Origin of the sequence: Porphyrobacter sp. AAP82 (assembly GCF_000331285.1) — a bacterium.
Taxonomy (GTDB): domain Bacteria; phylum Pseudomonadota; class Alphaproteobacteria; order Sphingomonadales; family Sphingomonadaceae; genus Erythrobacter.
This window is the reverse complement of sequence record NZ_ANFX01000008.1, coordinates 106894-123705: the sequence shown is the minus strand read 5'-3', so window position 1 is coordinate 123705 and position 16812 is coordinate 106894. Positions and strand designations below refer to the sequence as shown.

Annotated in this window: 19 protein-coding genes; 6 read left to right on the top strand and 13 right to left on the bottom strand. The window is 65.8% G+C overall.

The genetic code is table 11. The features are described 5' to 3' along the window. Window position 1 precedes the first annotated feature (1 nt). The 7 genes from nrdR to D620_RS0101435 form a co-directional block, all read right to left on the bottom strand. Complete coding sequence (gene nrdR, locus D620_RS0101465; protein ID WP_017664007.1) at window positions 2-478, bottom strand: transcriptional regulator NrdR; 477 nt, start codon at window positions 476-478, stop codon at window positions 2-4. A gap of 8 nt (window positions 479-486) precedes the next feature. Continuing rightward, on the bottom strand, window positions 487-702 hold the full coding sequence (locus tag D620_RS0101460) for a hypothetical protein (RefSeq protein ID WP_017664006.1): 216 nt from the start codon (window positions 700-702) through the stop codon (window positions 487-489). Window positions 703-714: 12 nt separating this feature from the next. Next, on the bottom strand, window positions 715-2034 hold the full coding sequence (gene glyA / locus D620_RS0101455) for a serine hydroxymethyltransferase (protein ID WP_017664005.1): 1320 nt from the start codon (window positions 2032-2034) through the stop codon (window positions 715-717). Continuing rightward, the gene (locus D620_RS0101450; RefSeq protein ID WP_017664004.1) at window positions 2031-2510 is read right to left on the bottom strand and encodes an RpiB/LacA/LacB family sugar-phosphate isomerase; all 480 of its coding nucleotides are present in this window, start codon (window positions 2508-2510) and stop codon (window positions 2031-2033) included. The genes glyA and D620_RS0101450 overlap by 4 nt, the downstream gene beginning before the upstream one ends. 496 nt (window positions 2511-3006) lie before the next feature. Beyond that, complete coding sequence (gene rpoD / locus D620_RS0101445; protein ID WP_017664003.1) at window positions 3007-5034, bottom strand: RNA polymerase sigma factor RpoD; 2028 nt, start codon at window positions 5032-5034, stop codon at window positions 3007-3009. A 73-nt stretch (window positions 5035-5107) separates the two neighbouring features. Then, window positions 5108-7006 carry a DNA primase gene (gene dnaG / locus D620_RS0101440; RefSeq protein WP_017664002.1) on the bottom strand — a complete coding sequence of 633 codons (1899 nt, stop codon included), beginning with the start codon at window positions 7004-7006 and terminating at the stop codon, window positions 5108-5110. Window positions 7007-7217: 211 nt separating this feature from the next. Next, the gene (locus tag D620_RS0101435; protein WP_017664001.1) at window positions 7218-7673 is read right to left on the bottom strand and encodes a GatB/YqeY domain-containing protein; all 456 of its coding nucleotides are present in this window, start codon (window positions 7671-7673) and stop codon (window positions 7218-7220) included. Window positions 7674-7816: 143 nt separating this feature from the next. Here D620_RS0101435 and carA point away from each other — a divergent pair, with 143 nt between their 5' ends. Continuing rightward, a complete protein-coding gene (gene carA / locus D620_RS0101430; RefSeq protein ID WP_026091868.1) occupies window positions 7817-9001 on the top strand; it encodes a glutamine-hydrolyzing carbamoyl-phosphate synthase small subunit in 1185 nt (394 codons plus the stop codon). 3 nt (window positions 9002-9004) lie between these two features. Next, window positions 9005-9244, top strand: coding sequence for a hypothetical protein (locus D620_RS14405; protein ID WP_017663999.1), 240 nt, complete (start codon window positions 9005-9007; stop codon window positions 9242-9244). Between the two features lie 154 nt (window positions 9245-9398). Here D620_RS14405 and D620_RS0101425 read toward each other — a convergent pair whose 3' ends face one another. Continuing rightward, window positions 9399-9749: an endonuclease domain-containing protein gene (locus D620_RS0101425; protein WP_017663998.1), complete on the bottom strand. Its 351-nt coding sequence runs from the start codon at window positions 9747-9749 to the stop codon at window positions 9399-9401. A 33-nt stretch (window positions 9750-9782) separates the two neighbouring features. Between D620_RS0101425 and D620_RS0101420 the strand changes: the two genes are divergently transcribed. The 4 genes from D620_RS0101420 (at window position 9783) to D620_RS0101405 (ending at window position 14599) form a co-directional block, all read left to right on the top strand. Next, entirely contained in the window at window positions 9783-10370 is a 588-nt protein-coding gene (locus D620_RS0101420; RefSeq protein WP_017663997.1) for a hypothetical protein, read from the top strand. Continuing rightward, entirely contained in the window at window positions 10370-13696 is a 3327-nt protein-coding gene (gene carB, locus D620_RS0101415; RefSeq protein ID WP_017663996.1) for a carbamoyl-phosphate synthase large subunit, read from the top strand. The genes D620_RS0101420 and carB overlap by 1 nt, the downstream gene beginning before the upstream one ends. 117 nt (window positions 13697-13813) lie before the next feature. Continuing rightward, window positions 13814-14290 (top strand): transcription elongation factor GreA, encoded by a 477-nt coding sequence (greA, locus tag D620_RS0101410; RefSeq protein ID WP_017663995.1) that lies wholly within the window; start codon window positions 13814-13816, stop codon window positions 14288-14290. A 21-nt stretch (window positions 14291-14311) separates the two neighbouring features. Further along, complete coding sequence (locus D620_RS0101405) at window positions 14312-14599, top strand: hypothetical protein (RefSeq protein WP_017663994.1); 288 nt, start codon at window positions 14312-14314, stop codon at window positions 14597-14599. A 9-nt stretch (window positions 14600-14608) separates the two neighbouring features. On the opposite strand, the gene D620_RS0101400 is transcribed toward D620_RS0101405, so the two are convergent. The 5 genes from D620_RS0101400 to D620_RS0101380 all read right to left on the bottom strand — a co-directional run bounded on the left by D620_RS0101400 (window position 14609) and on the right by D620_RS0101380 (window position 16801). After that, window positions 14609-15088, bottom strand: coding sequence for a GNAT family N-acetyltransferase (locus D620_RS0101400; protein WP_017663993.1), 480 nt, complete (start codon window positions 15086-15088; stop codon window positions 14609-14611). 4 nt (window positions 15089-15092) lie between these two features. Next, the gene (locus D620_RS0101395) at window positions 15093-15323 is read right to left on the bottom strand and encodes a DUF4170 domain-containing protein (RefSeq protein WP_017663992.1); all 231 of its coding nucleotides are present in this window, start codon (window positions 15321-15323) and stop codon (window positions 15093-15095) included. 82 nt (window positions 15324-15405) lie between these two features. Then, on the bottom strand, window positions 15406-15987 hold the full coding sequence (locus D620_RS15610; RefSeq protein ID WP_017663991.1) for a hypothetical protein: 582 nt from the start codon (window positions 15985-15987) through the stop codon (window positions 15406-15408). Continuing rightward, the gene (locus D620_RS0101385) at window positions 15984-16361 is read right to left on the bottom strand and encodes a hypothetical protein (RefSeq protein WP_017663990.1); all 378 of its coding nucleotides are present in this window, start codon (window positions 16359-16361) and stop codon (window positions 15984-15986) included. Before D620_RS0101385 ends, D620_RS15610 begins: the two co-directional genes overlap by 4 nt. Further along, entirely contained in the window at window positions 16358-16801 is a 444-nt protein-coding gene (locus D620_RS0101380; protein ID WP_017663989.1) for a hypothetical protein, read from the bottom strand. The genes D620_RS0101385 and D620_RS0101380 overlap by 4 nt, the downstream gene beginning before the upstream one ends. Between the last annotated feature and the right edge of the window lie 11 nt (window positions 16802-16812).

The window sequence follows — 16812 nt, the reverse complement described above, 5'->3', positions numbered from 1 at the left end:
CTTATTCTTTCGCGGCTTGCTGCACGGTGCTCGCGAATTCCTCGAAGTCGCGCGCTTCGGAGAAATCGCGGTAGACCGAGGCGAAACGGATATAGGCCACGCTGTCGATCTGCCGCAAACCTTCCATCACCAGCTCGCCGATATGCGAGGAGGGCACTTCCGCCTCGCCCGAGGTTTCGACCTGGCGCTGGATGCCGCTGATCAGCTGGTCGAGCCGCTCCTGGTCGATTCCGCGCTTGCGCGAGGCAAGCGCGATGGATTGTTCGAGCTTGGAGCGGTCGAAGGGCTCGCGGCGCCCTTGCTCTCCATTGGCCCCGGACTTCACCACCACGACCTCGCGCAGCTGCACGCGCTCGAAGGTGGTAAAGCGCGCCCCGCAGGACGAACACTGGCGACGGCGCCGGATCGAGGCATTGTCCTCGGTCGGGCGGCTGTCCTTTACCTGGGTATCGTCATGGGCGCAGAAGGGGCAGCGCATTCAGGGGGTTACTTCTTGACCCTCTGATAAAGCGCGAAGCCCACCCCGGCGATCAGGCCAAGTGGCCAGGAGATCACCGGCAGGATCGCCCCGGCCACGGCACCGATCGCCGCCCCGGTCAGCACCGGCGCGGTCGAGGGGTGGTTGATCCCTTCCCTGGCCATGCCGGTGACTTCGGCCTTGACGTCCTCGACCCAGTCCTGACGCCCGTTCGGTTCGTTCATCGTGGCAGCTCCTTACATGCCGGGATAGACGGGGAAGGCGGCGCACAGCGCGGCGACCCGCTGGCGCACGCTCTCTTCGATCTGCGCATCGCCCTCGGGGCCGTTCTTGGCAAGGCCCTCGACCACTTCGGCGATCAGCTTGCCGACGGCGCGGAACTCCTCGGGGCCAAAGCCGCGGGTGGTGCCGGCGGGCGTGCCGAGCCGGATGCCACTGGCTACGAAGGGCGAGCGGGTGTCGTAGGGGATGCCGTTCTTGTTGCAGGTGAGGAAGGCGCGGTCGAGACCCTTCTCGGCATCCTTGCCGGTGACGTCCTTGGCGGTGAGGTCAACCAGCATCGAATGGTTGTCGGTCCCGCCTGAAACGATGCGCAGGCCGTTTTCCTCGAGGCTTGCCGCCACCGCGCGGGCGTTTGCGACGATGCGGTGGGCGTAATCGCTGAAGGACGGATCGAGCGCTTCCTTGAAGGCCACCGCCTTGGCCGCGACGATGTGCATCAGCGGGCCGCCCTGAAGCCCGGGGAATACCGCCATGTTGAGCGGCTTGGTGTATTTCTCGTCATTCCACAGGATGATGCCCGAACGGGGCCCGCGCAGGCTCTTGTGGGTGGTCGAGGTGACGATGTCGCAATGGGGGAAGGGCGAGGGGTGCGCGCCGCCTGCGACAAGGCCGGAAATGTGGCTCATGTCGCACAAGAGCACTGCGCCCACTTCATCGGCGATGGCGCGGAAGGCGGGGAAGTCCCAGGTGCGCGAATAGGCGGTGCCGCCGCAGATGATGATCTTGGGGCTGTGTTCGCGGGCCTTGGCGGCGACCTCGTCCATGTCGATGGTCTCGGTCTCGCGGCTCACGCCGTAGGACACCACATTGAACCATTTGCCGCTCATGTTGACCGGCGAGCCGTGCGTCAGATGCCCGCCGGAATTCAGATCCAGCCCCATGAAGGTGTCGCCAGGATTGAGCAGGGCAAGGAACACCGCCTGGTTCATTTGCGAGCCCGAGTTGGGCTGGACGTTGGCGAAGTTGCACCCGAACAGCTGCTTGGCACGCTCGATGGCAAGGGTTTCGACCACGTCGGCATAGTCGCAGCCGCCGTAGTAGCGCTTGCCCGGGTAGCCTTCGGCATACTTGTTGGTGAAAACCGATCCGGCCGCTTCGAGCACCGCGCGCGAGGCGATGTTTTCAGAGGCGATCAGCTCGATCTTGTCGCGCTGGCGGGCGAGTTCCTTGCCGATGGCCGCGGCGATCTCGGGATCGGCGTGGGCAAGATCATTGTGCCAGAACCCGTCCATCGGAGAGGTGCGGGCGGCGAAGTCGAGAGGGGCGGTGCTCATTGATGGGTCTCGATGTGATCGGGCTGGAAGGGCGGCTTGCCGAGCTTGCTGACCCGGCGCTGGTGACGCCCGGCCGGATCGCCGGCATCGGCGAATTCTGTGTCGAGAAAGGTCGCAACGCAGGATTTCGCCATCTCGATCCCTACGAGACGCGCGCCCATTGCGATGCAATTGGCATCATTGTGTTCGCGCGCGAGGGCAGCCGACAGCGGCTCGGAGACCAGAGCGCAGCGCACCTGCGGGTGGCGGTTGACGCTGATCGCAATGCCGATGCCGCTGCCGCACAGCGCGATCCCGAATTCGACAGTGCCTTCCGCGACGATTTCCGCGAGGCGATAGCCGTAATCGGGATAATCGACGCTCGTGCCGGGTTCCGGGCCGAGGTCGGCGACCTCGTGGCCCTCCTCGACAAGCCATTCGGCAAGCTCGGCCTTGAGGTCTACGGCCGCGTGATCGGAGGCGATGGCGATGCGCATGGGGGGGCTATAGGCGTTGGGACGGGGAATCTCCACCCCGTCGCGTTGCTTTTTCGACCGACGCTTACAATCGGATCACCGGCGTCACCAAGCTAGTGGCTCTTATCAGGGCAGCACGATCTGAGATTCCGAGTGTCAGGTTGAAGATGCGAGCGCCGCGAGGCAAATATACCTCACGAAATACCTTTCAGCGAGATTAAACGCCGACGTCAATTCCATGTCTCTCACAAAAGTCGTGATGCCCAATCAGCATATGGAGCCTTGGCCCAGATGGCTTCGCAGCTTCTTGCCACGCGCCCGGACAGAGTGCCTGAAAAGCAATATCTTTACTGGTCACAAAAATTTCCGAATTCGGCGACCCAAAGTCGCCACGTTCGAAAACGGCATCGTCGGCAGGCCCGCCCAAAGCAACATAAAGCGCTTCAAACTTTTCCTGAAAGTCTGACTACTCCTGAAGGGTCATTTGCTTTACGAACCACTGCATTCGTATGATCCTTCATTGGTCCAAGAACGACCGCATCTTGCGCGACCGCGACGGATGCTTGAGCTTCCTCAGCGCCTTGGCTTCGATCTGGCGAATCCGCTCGCGCGTCACCGAGAACTGCTGGCCGACTTCCTCGAGCGTGTGATCGGTGTTCATCCCGATCCCGAAGCGCATCCGCAGCACGCGTTCTTCACGCGGCGTCAGAGACGCCAGCACGCGGGTGACGGTTTCCTTGAGGTTCGCCTGAATCGCGGCATCGACCGGGATGATCGCGTTCTTGTCCTCGATGAAATCGCCGAGGTGCGAATCTTCCTCGTCCCCGATGGGGGTTTCGAGGCTGATCGGCTCCTTGGCGATCTTCATCACCTTGCGCACCTTCTCCAAAGGCATGGAGAGGCGCGCGGCCATTTCCTCCGGCGTCGGCTCGCGGCCTTCTTCGTGGAGGAACTGGCGGCTTGTGCGGACCAGCTTGTTGATCGTCTCGATCATGTGCACCGGGATGCGGATGGTGCGCGCCTGGTCCGCGATCGAGCGGGTGATCGCCTGCCGGATCCACCACGTCGCGTAGGTCGAGAACTTGTAGCCGCGGCGGTATTCGAACTTGTCGACCGCCTTCATCAACCCGATATTGCCTTCCTGAATAAGATCAAGGAATTGCAGGCCCCGGTTGGTGTATTTCTTGGCGATCGAGATCACCAGCCTGAGGTTCGCCTCGACCATTTCCTTCTTGGCGATACGCGCCTCGCGCTCGCCCTTCTGGACCATGTTGACGATGCGGCGGAACTCGGTGAGGCTCATGCCGGTCTGCGCGGCGATATCGGCGATTTCCGAACGGATGCGCTCGATCGCGTCTTCCTCGCGCTCGAGGAAGGCGGCCCACTTCTTGTCCTTCTTGGCGCGCTCCCTGATCCAGGCATCGTCCATCTCGTTGCCGACATAGGCGGTGAGAAAGTCGACGCGCTTGACCTTGTGGCGTTCGGCAAGGCGCAGCATCTGGCCGCCCAGCGTGGTCAGGCGGCGGTTGAAGGCATAGAGGTTGTCGACCAGGAATTCGATCTTGGTCGCGTGGAACTGCACGCTCTCGACCTCGGCGGTGAGGTCTTCGCGAAGCTGTTCGTACTTGGTTTCCTTGGCTGCGGGGAAGGCATTGCCCTCTGCGAGCGTATCGACGCGCTCGCCCTGGAGCTTCTCGAAGGCGTTGAACAAGGTGGTGATGCGGGCGAAGCGCTCCAGCGCCTCGGGCTTCAGCGCGGCTTCCATCTGGGCAAGGGAGAGGGTGTTGTCCTCCTCCTCTTCCTCTTCGCGCTTCTGGCGGGGCTCGCCGTCCTCGTCCTCGTCACTTTCCTCGGGCTCTTCCTCGACCTCGTCGTCCTCGCGGATCGTCGGGCCGGCGGTGGCTTCGGAGATTTCGTCGTCGTCGTCATCCTCGGCGCCTTCGGCCATCTTCTCGGCCGGCGGTTCCTTGGAGAGCATCGCGTCGAGATCGAGAATCTCGCGCAGCTGCATGTCGCCGTTGTTCAAGGCTTCCGACCACTGGATGATGGCGTGGAAGGTGATCGGGCTTTCGCACAGCCCCATGATCATCATGTCGCGGCCGGCCTCGATGCGCTTGGCGATGGCGATTTCGCCTTCGCGGCTGAGCAGTTCGACCGCGCCCATCTCGCGCAGGTACATGCGCACCGGATCATCGGTGCGCTCGCCGGTGGCGAGCTTCTTGTTGGCGGCACGCGCATCCTTGGGCGCCTTGCGGTCGCCATCATCGTCGTCATCGTCGTCATCGGCGACAACGTCTTCGCTCTCGCCTTCCTCGCGTTCCTCGGCCTCGGCCTCGGCGTCCTCGTCGCTTTCGACGATCTGCACGCCCATTTCGGAGAGCGCGGTCTGGATGTCCTCGATCTGGTCGGGGCTCATCTCGCCCGAGGGCAGCGCCTCGTTCAATTCGTCATAGGTGACGTAGCCGCGCTTCTTCGCCTTGCTGATCAACTTCTTGATCGAAGCCTCGTTGAGGTCGATCAGCGGGGCATCTTCCTTCTCGGCCATATTTCCTGCGTCTATCCGTTGCCGGGCGACCTGCCGGATGGCGGGGCGCCTGTTGATCCCATGTGTGCCCCGGTCAGGGCGTATCGTCCGTGCCGGCCTCGAGCCTGGCCGGCGCGGCGGCCTTGCGGCGTCCGAAGGCCTTCAATCTATCCTCGGTTGCGATGAGCTGTGCACGCAAACGGGTCTGCTCCGCAAACGATCCTTCCGGATCGCTGTCGAAGCGCGCGATCGTGGCCGCAAGCGCAGCCTCAAGCGCCGGTCTTTCGACCAGCAGCGACACAGCTTCAGCCAGCTCCTCGCACGCAGCGTCGGGATCGGTGCCTTCTTCGAGAAAGGCGTAGCGGATATCTGCCGACGGGGCGGGTTGGCCTTGCTTGGGAGTGCATATGGCGGTTGGCCCGCGCGAATCAAGCGTTTCTGCAAGTTCGAGGAGCGATTCGATGGCAGGTGCGGCATCGGGCACCAGCCGGGCAAGGCCGATGAGCGCCTCGGTGTGCCGCGCGATCTGCCCGGGATAGCGCGCGAGCCCGGCCAGCACGGCCTGGAGCAGACCGAGCCGCTGGCCCCCGGCCATGATTGCGGAAAGCTGCTCGCGCGCGGCATCCGACAAGCCCGGCGCAGGCAGGGCCGCACCGCGCCATCCTGCGCGCTGGCCGAACAGGCTGCGCGCATTCGGCGCGGCGCGGCCAAGGCCCTTGTGTTCGCGCGGCGGGTAGGCAAAGGCCGAGAAGCGGTCGGAAAGCTCGCGGCGATAGAGGCTCTTGATCTCGGGATCGGCGATGGTCTCGACATGCGCCATCAGCCGCGCCTTCAACCCCGCCTTGGCCTCGGGCGTCGCAAGGGCTTGCGCATCGCGTTCGAATTCCCACAGCGTGTCGATCAGCGGGGCGGGGCGGCTCAGCAATTGCTCCATTGCTCTGGCGCCCTGCTGCTTGACAAGGTCATCGGGATCGAGCCCGGCGGGCAGCCGCACGATCCCCAATGAGCGCATCGGCGCCAGCATCGGCAGCGCCCGGGCAATCGCCCGCATCGCCGCCCTCTGCCCCGCGGCATCGCCATCGAAGCACAGCACCGGCACCTCGGTCATGCGCCACAGCAGCTCGAGCTGCATTTCGGTGAGCGCCGTCCCCAGCGGCGCGACCGCATCGGCAATCCCCGCATTGGCGAGCGCGATCACATCCATATAGCCCTCGACCACCACCACGCGGCCCGACTGGCGCGCGGCGGGGGCGGCGCGGTGGAGGTTGTAGAGCGTCCGGCCCTTGTCGAAGAGCTCGGTGTCGGGCGAGTTGAGGTATTTCGCAACGCCATCCCGCTTGGCGAGGATCCGCCCCCCGAAGGCGATCACGCGCCCGCGTGCGTCGTGGATGGGGAGCATGACGCGGCCCCGGAAGCGGTCGTAGCGCTCGCCCTGGTCGTTGCTCGCGCGCATTCCGGTGCCCTCGAGCATCTCCTCGCCGAACTGCGGGAGCGCGCGGGGGAGGGCCTGCCGGTCGTCCGGGGCCCAGCCGAAGCCGAATTCGCGCATCACTTCCGGCGAAAAGCCGCGCCGTTGCAGGTACGCGCGCGCCGCGCCGCCGCCCGGCCCGGCGAGGCTCTCGGCGAAGAAGCGCTGCGCCGCTTCGGTCACGTCGATCAGGCTGGCGCGCTGTTCGGCGCGTTTCGCCATCACCGGATCAGGGGCAGGGACCTCCATCCCGGCCATGCCCGCCAGTTCCTTGACCGCGTCCATGAATTGCAGGCCTTGGCTGTCCACCATCCAGCTGATCGCATCGCCATGCGCGCCGCAGCCGAAGCAGTGGTAGAACTGCTTCTGGTCGTTGACGTAGAAGCTCGGCGTCTTCTCGTCGTGGAACGGGCAGCACCCCTTCCATTCGCGGCCCGCCCGCGTCAGCTTCACCGATCGCTGGACAAGCGAAGACAGCGTGATCCGCGCACGCAGCTCGTCCTTCCATTGCGGGGTGATCGCCATGGGTATTCATTGGTCCTCTAACGGGCGCGTGTCGAGGCGGCGGGCAAAGGGACTGTGCACCCCGTGTGGATACTGCGTCAATCCAAGCGAAGCGCACCCTCGGCCCGCCAACGGACGGGCCGCGAGCGCACGTGCGCGAGCCGCAAGTGCCCGGAGCGAAGCGGAGGAACTGCACCGAGGACGTGCCCGCGCAAGGGGGGCACGCAACCAATCACGAAAGCGCCGCCTTCACCAGCCCGCTCGCCAGCTTTCCGTCGAGCACCGCGCCGTGGCGCGCGCGCAGTTCGGTCATCACCGCGCCCATGTCCTTCATGCTGGATGCGCCGAGGTCCGCCTTGATCGCCTCGATCGCGGCCGTGGTGGCGGCCTCGTCCATCATCTGCGGCAGGAATTCCTCGATCACCGCAAGCTCCGCGCGCTCGACTGCGGCAAGTTCGGTGCGGCCGCCTGCATCATACATTTCAATCGATTCGCGGCGCTGCTTGGCCATCTTCTGGAGCACGCTCGTCACCAGCACATCGTCATCGGCGACCGGCTGCGCGGCGGTCCGTTCCTCGATGTCGCGGTCCTTGATCTTGGCCGAAATCTGGCGGAGCGCGGCGGTGCGGTCCTTCTCGCCCGCCTTCATCGCGGCAATGGTGGCGGCCTTGATAGCGTCACGGATCATTTTTTGCTCATTCCTGTGGAAGGGTTCTATGCCGCGCGCCCCTAACGCAAATTCAGCGCCAAGCCTAGGTTGACGCGGATGCCGCGCGGGCCTAGCGGGCAAAACTTAGCACCATCGCCGGATCAACTGTAACGGAGCGCCCCATGGCCGACCCCGCATCTTCTCGCGCGCAACCTTCTGGCGCGACGGGAGTCCTCGTTCTGGCCGATGGCACCGTGGTGTGGGGCCGGGGCTTCGGCGCGGCGGGCTCTGCGGTGGGCGAGGTGTGCTTCAACACCGCGATGACCGGCTACCAGGAAGTGATGACCGATCCTTCCTACGCCGCGCAGATCGTCACCTTCACCTTCCCGCATATCGGCAATGTCGGCGCCAATGGCGAGGATATCGAGAGCCGCGTGGAAGGCGCGGTCGGCTGCGTGGTGCGCGAGGATGTGACCGAGCCCTCCAACTTCCGCTCGGCCGAGCGCTTCGCCGAGTGGATGGCGCGGAACGGCAAGATCGGCCTTTCCGGCATCGACACCCGCGCGCTCACCCGCCGCATCCGCCAGAGCGGCGCGCCCAACGCAGTGATCGCCCATGCGCCCGACGGCAGGTTCGACATTCCCGCGCTGGTGAAGCGCGCGGCCGAGTGGCCGGGCCTCGAAGGCATGGACCTCGCGATCCGCGTCACCCGCGAGGGCGGCGAGCAATGGGCGGGCGGATCGTGGAGCCTCGGCAAGGGCTATGGCCGCGCGGCGTTTGACGCCAAGCCGCATGTGGTCGCGATCGATTACGGCGCGAAGGACAATATTTTTCGCAATCTGGTGAAGGCGGGGGCGCGGGTGACCGTCGTGCCTGCGAAAACATCGTTCGACGAGGTCATGGCGCTCAAGCCCGACGGCGTGTTCCTCTCCAATGGCCCGGGCGATCCGGCGGCGACCGGCGAACATGCCGTGCCCGTGATCCGCGCGCTCTTGGATGCCGACGTGCCGCTGTTCGGCATCTGCCTCGGCCACCAGATGCTCGCGCTGGCGGCGGGCGCCAAGACGATCAAGATGCACCAGGGCCATCGCGGCGCGAACCATCCGGTGCAGCGCGTCGGCGAGGGCTGGGGGGAGACCTCGGGGCTGGTCGAGATCACCTCGATGAACCATGGCTTTGCGGTGGATGCCGCGAACCTGCCCGATGGGGTGGAGCAGACCCACGTCTCGCTGTTCGACGGGACGAATTGCGGGATTTCCATTCGCGGCAAGAAGGCGTTTGCGGTGCAGTATCACCCCGAGGCGTCGCCGGGGCCGCAGGACAGCTTCTATCTGTTCGAGAAGTTTGTCGGGGGGCTGGGGAGCTGACCTATGGCCGTTATCAGAGAGTTTGACCTCGATGTTCAGGGTCGAGAACGCGACCAGCCCGAAGCGATCGGAGGACGGATTGTGCCGCTTGTTTTCTCGGGTGAGAAATTTTTGCAGCTTAATTCCTATGGTTCGGAAAAGCGGGTGCACCTTGGTGCTCGCTCGCAGAACATCCGGCTGAGCCGGGAGGCCTTTTTACAACTCATGGAAGCAGGCAAGGCACATTTTGGTCTCGAGGACTGAAGTCATGCGAAGGCGCCGTGCAAAGCCGCGCTCTCTTCTCCCTTCCCCTCGGGGAAGGGTTGGGGATGGGGGTTCGGCGGTGAGGGGGCAGGGCGTCATTTCGGGCGTCGCACCCCCATCCCCCAGCCCCTTCCCCCAGGGGAAGGGGGGCGCGTCAGCGCTCATTTCGTGCGATGGCGATTTCCTCGGCTATCACTGTCAGCACCCCATCGATATTCCCCGGCACCTCGTTGTTCCAGAAACGGATCACGCGGTAGCCGTGGGCTTCGATGATGCGGGTTCGGTTCGCGTCGGTGGGGCTGTCGGCGTGTTGCCCGCCGTCGAGTTCGATGGCGAGACGCAAGGAGCGGCAGGCGAAGTCGGCGATGAAGTCGCCGATGGGGTATTGGCGGGTGAATTTGACGCCTTCGAGTTGGCTGGCGCGCAGGTGTTGCCAGACGCGGTGTTCGGCGTCCGTGGGTTGGTTGCGAAGCTTGCGCGCGAGGCTGGTCAGGCGCTTTTCCACTACTGTCTTACCCCCATCCCCTACCCCTTCCCCATGGGGAAGGGGAGTACAGCATTCGTCGCTGCTCTGGCAACCATTTCAACCGCTTCCCTCGCCCAGAACCCTGCGCCTGTCGCCGATTGGCCCGGTGCCGAGATCGCCGAGGGCGTCGCGTTTCAGGGCGATGGCTCGGTGACGCTTGATGCCTCGCCCGACACCGGCCTCCCGGTCATCACCTTCTGGCGGCCCGTGCTGCATGACGAAGGCACCCGCTACCCTGTCGCGGGCCGGATGGACTGCCGCATCGCCGCCTCCCAAGGCCCGTTCAGCGAGGAAGACTTCGACCCCGCCAGACGCCACAAGGCGGTGGCCGCAGCGCGCCGCGAACAGGGTTTTATTGACGGCGAACGCCTCGTCAGCGGCACCGAAACGGTGAAAAAGCTCGACGTCATCGGCCGCCGCAATGCGCCGCGCTCGTGGTACGTCCTCTCCTACATCATGGCGCGCGACGGGGACCGGTTGATCGACATCCGCCGCAACTGCACCTTCGTCTTCGGCAGCGCTGCCTCAAAGCCCGACGTGCTGCCCTACGTCAACCGCTACACCAAGCTGACCTTCGCCTTTTCCGAGCAGGAATCCTGATGCCCAAAAGAACCGACATTTCCTCGATCCTCGTCATCGGCGCAGGGCCCATCATCATCGGTCAGGCTTGCGAGTTCGATTACTCGGGCACCCAAGCGATCAAGGCGCTGAAGGAGGAGGGATATCGGGTTATCCTCGTGAACAGCAACCCGGCGACGATCATGACCGATCCGGAGTTTGCCGACGCGACCTATATCGAGCCGATCACGCCCGAAATCGTCGCCAAGATCATCGCCAAGGAGCGGCCCGATGCGCTGCTCCCCACCATGGGCGGGCAGACCGCACTGAACTGCGCGCTGAAGCTCGACGCGATGGGCGTGCTCGCCGAATACGGCGTCGAGATGATCGGGGCCAAGGCCGACGCCATCGACAAGGCCGAAAACCGCCAGCGGTTCCGCGAGGCGATGGATGCGATCGGGCTGGAAAGCGCGCGCTCGGGGGTTGCCAACACGCTCGAACAGGCCCGCGCCGTGCTCGAACGCACCGGGCTGCCCTCGATCATCCGGCCCTCCTTCACCCTCGGCGGCACCGGGGGGGGGATCGCCTACAACAAGGCCGAGTTCGACCAGATCGTGCGCGAGGGTCTCGATGCCTCGCCCACCACCGAAGTCCTGATCGAGGAATCGCTCCTCGGGTGGAAGGAGTTCGAGATGGAGGTGGTGCGCGACCGCAAGGACAATGCGATCATCATCTGCTCGATCGAGAACGTCGATCCGATGGGGGTGCATACGGGCGACAGCATCACCGTCGCCCCGGCGCTGACGCTGACCGACAAGGAATACCAGATCATGCGCTCGGCGAGCATCGCGGTGCTGCGCGAGATCGGCGTGGAGACGGGCGGCTCCAACGTGCAGTTTGCCGTCAATCCCAAGGACGGGCGCCTGATCGTCATCGAGATGAACCCGCGCGTCAGCCGCTCCTCGGCGCTGGCGTCGAAGGCGACGGGCTTCCCGATTGCCCGCGTCGCGGCCAAGCTTGCGGTCGGCTACACCTTGGACGAGCTCACCAACGAGATCACCGGCGCAACCCCTGCGAGCTTCGAGCCGACCATCGATTACGTCGTCACCAAGATCCCGCGCTTCGCCTTCGAAAAGTTCAAGGGCGCGGCCAATGACCTGTCAACCGCGATGAAGAGCGTCGGCGAAGTCATGGCGATCGGGCGCAATTTCCAGGAGAGTGTCCAGAAGGCGCTGCGCGGGCTCGAGACCGGGCTCGACGGGTTCAACCGCGTCACCGAGCTCGAAGGTGCGGGCCGTGAGGTCATCACCGCCGCCCTCTCGCGCCGCACTCCGGACCGGCTGCTCAAGGTCGCCCAGGCCTTCCGCGAGGGGCTTTCGGTCGAGGACGTGGCGGCCGTCACCTTCTACGACCCGTGGTTCCTGCGCCAGATCGAGGCGATCATCACGGCCGAGAAGGACCTCCAGAAGGACGGCCTGCCGCGCGATGCGGCGGGCCTCAGACACCTCAAGGCGATGGGCTTTTCCGACAAGCGCCTCGCCACGCTCGCGGTGCGATCGGTGGGGGTGGCAGGCGGGCTTGCCGAAACCCAGGCCGAGCGTTCCGGGCTGCTTCACGACGCGCTGGTCGCCATGGCCGGCGCGACCAGCGCGGAGGAAGTGCGCAGCCTTCGCCACAAGCTCGGTGTCTTCCCCGTGTTCAAGCGGATCGACAGTTGCGCTGCCGAGTTCGAGGCGATCACGCCCTACATGTATTCGACCTACGAGGCCCCGAGCTTCGGTGCCCCCGAGTGCGAGGCGGACCCTTCCGACCGGAAAAAGATCGTCATCCTCGGCGGCGGTCCCAACCGCATCGGGCAGGGGATCGAGTTCGACTATTGCTGCGTCCACGCCTGCTTCGCGCTTGCGGAACAGGGCTTCGAGACGATCATGGTCAACTGCAACCCCGAAACCGTCTCGACCGATTACGACACCTCCGACCGGCTCTATTTCGAGCCGCTGACCGACGAGGACGTGCTGGAAATCCTGCGGGTCGAGCAGGCGCGGGGCGAGCTTCTCGGGGTGATCGTCCAGTTCGGCGGGCAGACCCCGCTGAAGCTTGCGCAGGCATTGGAGGACGCGGGTATCCCGATCCTCGGCACCTCGCCCGATGCGATCGACCTTGCCGAAGACCGCGAACGCTTTGCCAAGCTGGTCAGCAAATTGAAGCTCAAGCAGCCCGACAACGGCATCGCCCGCAGCCGCGACGAGGCCGCTGCGGTCGCCGCGCGGATCGGCTATCCGGTGCTGCTGCGCCCTTCCTACGTGCTGGGCGGGCGGGCGATGGAGATCGTCGACAGCGAAGCCCAGCTCGACAGCTACATCGCCACCGCAGTGAACGTCAGCGGGGACAGCCCGGTCCTGATCGACCAGTATCTGCGCGACGCGATCGAATGCGATGTCGATGCCCTGTGCGATGGCACCGAAGTGCGGATCGCGGGCGTGATGCAGCATATCGAGGAGGCGGGCGTCCATTCGGGCGACAGTGCCTGCACCCTGCCGCCCTACAGCCTCTCGCCCGAGATCATCGCCGAGATGGAGCGCCAGGCCGAAGCGCTGGCCTTCGCGCTGGGCGTCAAGGGCCTGATGAACATCCAGTTCGCGGTGAAGGACGGCACGGTATACCTGATCGAGGTCAACCCGCGCGCCAGCCGCACCGTGCCCTTCGTGGCGAAGGCCATCGGCCAGCCCGTCGCCAAGATCGCCGCGCGGGTGATGGCCGGCGAGCCACTGGCGGGCTTCGAACCCTTCAAGCGCGACCTGCCGTACATGGCGGTCAAGGAAGCGGTCTTCCCCTTCGCGCGCTTCCCCGGCGCGGACCCGGTGCTGAGCCCGGAAATGAAGTCCACCGGCGAGGTGATGGGGATCGATACCGGCTTCGAGGCCGCCTTCCTCAAGTCGCAGCTTGGCGCAGGCATGATCCCGCCGCAGTCCGGAACGGTCTTCGTCAGCGTCAAGAACACCGACAAGGCGGTGATCGTCCCGGCCGTGCGGCGGCTCATCGAACACGGCTTCCGCGTGATCGCCACGGGCGGTACGCAGTCCTATCTCGCCGAACAGGGCCTTGGCGTCGAGCGGGTCAACAAGGTGGCCGAGGGCCAGCCGCATATCGTCGACAAGATCATCGACGGCGATATCGCGCTGATCTTCAACACGACCGAGGGCTGGCAATCGCTGATGGATTCAAAATCGATCCGTCAGGCAGCGCTCGCGGGCAAGGTTCCCTACTACACGACCGCGGCGGCTTCCGTGGCGGCAGCGGCGGCGATTTCGGCGATCCGGCCGGACCAGCTTGAAGTCCGCAGCTTGCAGGACTATTATGGCAGCTGACTGACACCTCCCCCGACAAACGAGAGTGCCTGACGTCGAGCCAGCTGGACGGCGTTGATAGCTTTCTTTTCCCTCGGGGGCAGGGGTCCAGAAAAACAAGCGGAAAGACGAAGAGCTATGGCGACGATGGAAAAGGTCCCGATGCTGGCCGAGGGTTACGAGCGGCTGACCGCCGACCTCAAGGTCCTGCGCGAGGAACGCCCGAAGATCGTCGAGGCGATCGAGGAAGCGCGCGCCCATGGCGACCTTTCGGAAAACGCCGAATATCACGCCGCCAAGGAACGCCAGGGCCAGGTCGAGGCGCAGATTGCCGAACTGGAAGACAAGGTCAGCCGCGCGCAGATCATCGATCCCACCACGCTGTCGGGCGACAAGATCATCTTCGGCGCGACCGTCACCCTGCTCGACGAGAACGACAAGCCGGTGCGCTACCAGATCGTCGGCCAGACCGAGGCCGATGCCAACAAGGGCCGCATCAGCTACAACTCGCCGCTTGCGCGCGCGCTGATCGGCAAGATCGTGGGTGACGAGATCGAGGTCACCGTGCCCTCGGGCGAGAAGTTTTACCTCGTCGACAAGATCGAGTTCATCTAACGCGGATCAAGGGGGGCGGTCATGGCGATACCTCCGGTAAGGCCGCTCGCCGAACGCAAGGTTGCGGCCCACTTCATCCAGAAACGCGCGGTCAGCATGGCCGATGCGATCCCCTATGCCCCCGCACGCCCGAGCCGCCAGCGCGCCTTCGAACGGTTGAAGGGCGCCGATGTGCTCAGGACCGACGGCAAGGGCAGATGGTGGCTCGATGAAGAGCTGTGGCAGGGCCGGCTCTCGAACCGCCGGACCAAGGCCGTGGTCGCGCTGCTGGCGGTCGGTGTCGCGGCAGCGGTCGCGGCGCTGCGCTAAGGGCGCGGCTCAGGCGAAGCGCTTTTCCATCGCGTAATTGTGGATCGCAATCGCACGGCCCTCGTGGGGGATCGTGAAGTCGCGCCGGCCGAGCAGGCGGTAGCCTGCGCGCGCGAAAACCGGGCGGGCCAGCTCGCTGGCCTCGGTGTACAAGCACGTGCTTCCCGTGTCGCGCGCTTCCGCTTCGGCTATGCGCAGCAGCAAGCCAGCCACGCCATTCCCGCTGTGATCCGGGTGGCAGTAGAGCATGTCGACGTGCCCGTCCGCCTCGGTCAGCACATAGGCTAGGGGTAGGTCCTGCGCGTCGACGGCAACAAGTATGCTGTCCCCCTTGGCTGCGCGCGCCAGGAAGGGTTCGGGCCCCTGATGGCGGGCGGCCCATGCGGCCACCTGCACGGGCGAATAGGCGCGCGCGCCCAGGGAGCGGATCGCCGCCAGCGTCAGAGCGGCAACGGCCCCGGCATCTTCCGCGCGGAAGGGCCGGATCACCGCCTCAGTCCTCGGGCGTCAGCAGCTTGTGGATGTGCACCACGACGTATTTCATCTCGGCATCATCGACGGTGCGCTGGGCCTGCGTGCGCCACGCGTCGACCGCGGCGTCATAGGAGCTGAAGACACCGACGACGTGGAGGCTTTCCGGGTCCTGGAATTCGATCCCGCGCGGATCCTTGACGCGGCCGCCCATCACGAGGTGGAGCCGCTGGGTGGGGGTGGTTTCTGCCATGGTCGTGCGCCCTTGGAGAGGAAGGATGCGCGCGGCTCTAGCGCGCTTGACGCCAAGGGCAAGCCTCCACTGCGCGCGCGGATCAGCCTTTGGTCTGACGCCGGATATCGCGCACCACCTCGAGCGCGGCATCGCGCGTGCGGCGGGCAAGGGTGCGGGTGCTGTCCGCTGCCGAGCCTGCCGCATCGGCGGCGCCGGCGGACAGCTTCTTGGCCTGCGCGCCGGCCGCCTCGCCCAGATCCCCGGCGCGTTCCTTGCCCTCGCGCGCGGCGTCGAGCACCTCGTCGATCATCGTCATCGCGTAGGCGACTGCCGCCTCGCCGATCATCTGGCCGAGCCGCGATCCGCCGCGCGCCGCGACCGACTTGACGCCCGACGTGGCGCCGGTGGCCGCGCCGGACAGCGCATCGCCGGCCGAATGCAGCGCGCGGCCTGCCACGCGGCGGCCGGGGCGGGTGAGAAGGCCGATCACCAACCCGAACGCGACCGCCCCGCCGACCACGGTCAGCGGATTGGCGCGGGTGTAGTCGATCGCCGCATCTGCGGCGGCGAGGGCCTGCTCGGCGAGGTTCTTTTCGGCATTGCGGCGCTCGGCCGCCTCGATGCGGGCACGCAGCGCATCGCGCTGGGAGTCGCGTTGTTCCGGGGCGGGGGTATCGGTCATGCGGGGTCTCCTTCGAAAGGCTCTGCGGGGCCATCCGGCATGGTCGGATCGTCTTCTTCGTCAAAATCGCTTTCGAGCAGTTCCTCGATCCAGTCGAGGATCGGCCCGCGGGCGAGGAACAGCACGATGGCCGCAATGATCCCGGCGAGCAGCCCCTTGCGTGTCCCGGCCTGCACGCGCGCCTCGGCGAGCACATCGCGCGCGCCGGAGCGGATCCGGTCCGAGATGGTCGCGGTGACGCCCGACGACACCCGGCTCGCGATCCCCTGTTCGGCAAGCGCGCCGCGCAGGCGTTCGATATCATTGTTGAGGACCCGGCGGGCGGTGTCGCGCAGGGCACGGTCCGCGATGAAGCGGTCGGTGAGGCGGGTCATGATCCCTCTCCCCCGCCGAACATCGCCCCGATCATCTTGCCGTCCCTCGCTGCCGCCATCACCAGCAGCACCACCCCCAGCAGCAGCACGCCGACGACGATCGCGATCGCCCCCCAGATCGTCACCAGCGGGGCGAGCGCAATGACCGCGCCCACCGCCAGCGCGATCAGCGCGAGGTTGAGCAGCACCAGCGCCAGCACCAGCAGCATGAGCGCGCGTGCGCCGTGCTTGCCGGCGAGCGCCGCGCGGGTCTTCTGGAAGGCGATTTCAGCCTCGGCATAATTGCGCGCGTCCTCGACCAGCGCGGTCACATCCTCGCGCAGCGCCGAAAGGCCCGCATCGGGTGCTTCGGGTGCGGTGGGCGAGGGCGCGGGCGCGCGCTCGGCCTCGGGGGGAGCGCCATCCTGCGGCCGTGCGAGGCCGGGGTCGATATCAGCCATGGGCCAGCCTC

Excerpts from the sequence above, each read along its gene's own strand:
- rpoD (WP_017664003.1), bottom strand. The coding sequence starts at position 5,034 with ATGGCCGAGAAGGAAGATGCCCCGCTGATCGACCTCAACGAGGCTTCG.
- D620_RS0101420 (WP_017663997.1), top strand. The coding sequence starts at position 9,783 with ATGGGGAAGGGGAGTACAGCATTCGTCGCTGCTCTGGCAACCATTTCA.
- nrdR (WP_017664007.1), bottom strand. The coding sequence starts at position 478 with ATGCGCTGCCCCTTCTGCGCCCATGACGATACCCAGGTAAAGGACAGC.
- dnaG (WP_017664002.1), bottom strand. The coding sequence starts at position 7,006 with ATGGCGATCACCCCGCAATGGAAGGACGAGCTGCGTGCGCGGATCACG.
- D620_RS0101395 (WP_017663992.1), bottom strand. The coding sequence starts at position 15,323 with ATGGCAGAAACCACCCCCACCCAGCGGCTCCACCTCGTGATGGGCGGC.
- glyA (WP_017664005.1), bottom strand. The coding sequence starts at position 2,034 with ATGAGCACCGCCCCTCTCGACTTCGCCGCCCGCACCTCTCCGATGGAC.
- D620_RS0101405 (WP_017663994.1), top strand. The coding sequence starts at position 14,312 with ATGGCGATACCTCCGGTAAGGCCGCTCGCCGAACGCAAGGTTGCGGCC.
- D620_RS0101450 (WP_017664004.1), bottom strand. The coding sequence starts at position 2,510 with ATGCGCATCGCCATCGCCTCCGATCACGCGGCCGTAGACCTCAAGGCC.
- D620_RS14405 (WP_017663999.1), top strand. The coding sequence starts at position 9,005 with ATGGCCGTTATCAGAGAGTTTGACCTCGATGTTCAGGGTCGAGAACGC.
- greA (WP_017663995.1), top strand. The coding sequence starts at position 13,814 with ATGGCGACGATGGAAAAGGTCCCGATGCTGGCCGAGGGTTACGAGCGG.
- D620_RS15610 (WP_017663991.1), bottom strand. The coding sequence starts at position 15,987 with ATGACCGATACCCCCGCCCCGGAACAACGCGACTCCCAGCGCGATGCG.
- carB (WP_017663996.1), top strand. The coding sequence starts at position 10,370 with ATGCCCAAAAGAACCGACATTTCCTCGATCCTCGTCATCGGCGCAGGG.
- D620_RS0101380 (WP_017663989.1), bottom strand. The coding sequence starts at position 16,801 with ATGGCTGATATCGACCCCGGCCTCGCACGGCCGCAGGATGGCGCTCCC.
- D620_RS0101385 (WP_017663990.1), bottom strand. The coding sequence starts at position 16,361 with ATGACCCGCCTCACCGACCGCTTCATCGCGGACCGTGCCCTGCGCGAC.
- D620_RS0101435 (WP_017664001.1), bottom strand. The coding sequence starts at position 7,673 with ATGATCCGTGACGCTATCAAGGCCGCCACCATTGCCGCGATGAAGGCG.
- D620_RS0101460 (WP_017664006.1), bottom strand. The coding sequence starts at position 702 with ATGAACGAACCGAACGGGCGTCAGGACTGGGTCGAGGACGTCAAGGCC.
- carA (WP_026091868.1), top strand. The coding sequence starts at position 7,817 with ATGGCCGACCCCGCATCTTCTCGCGCGCAACCTTCTGGCGCGACGGGA.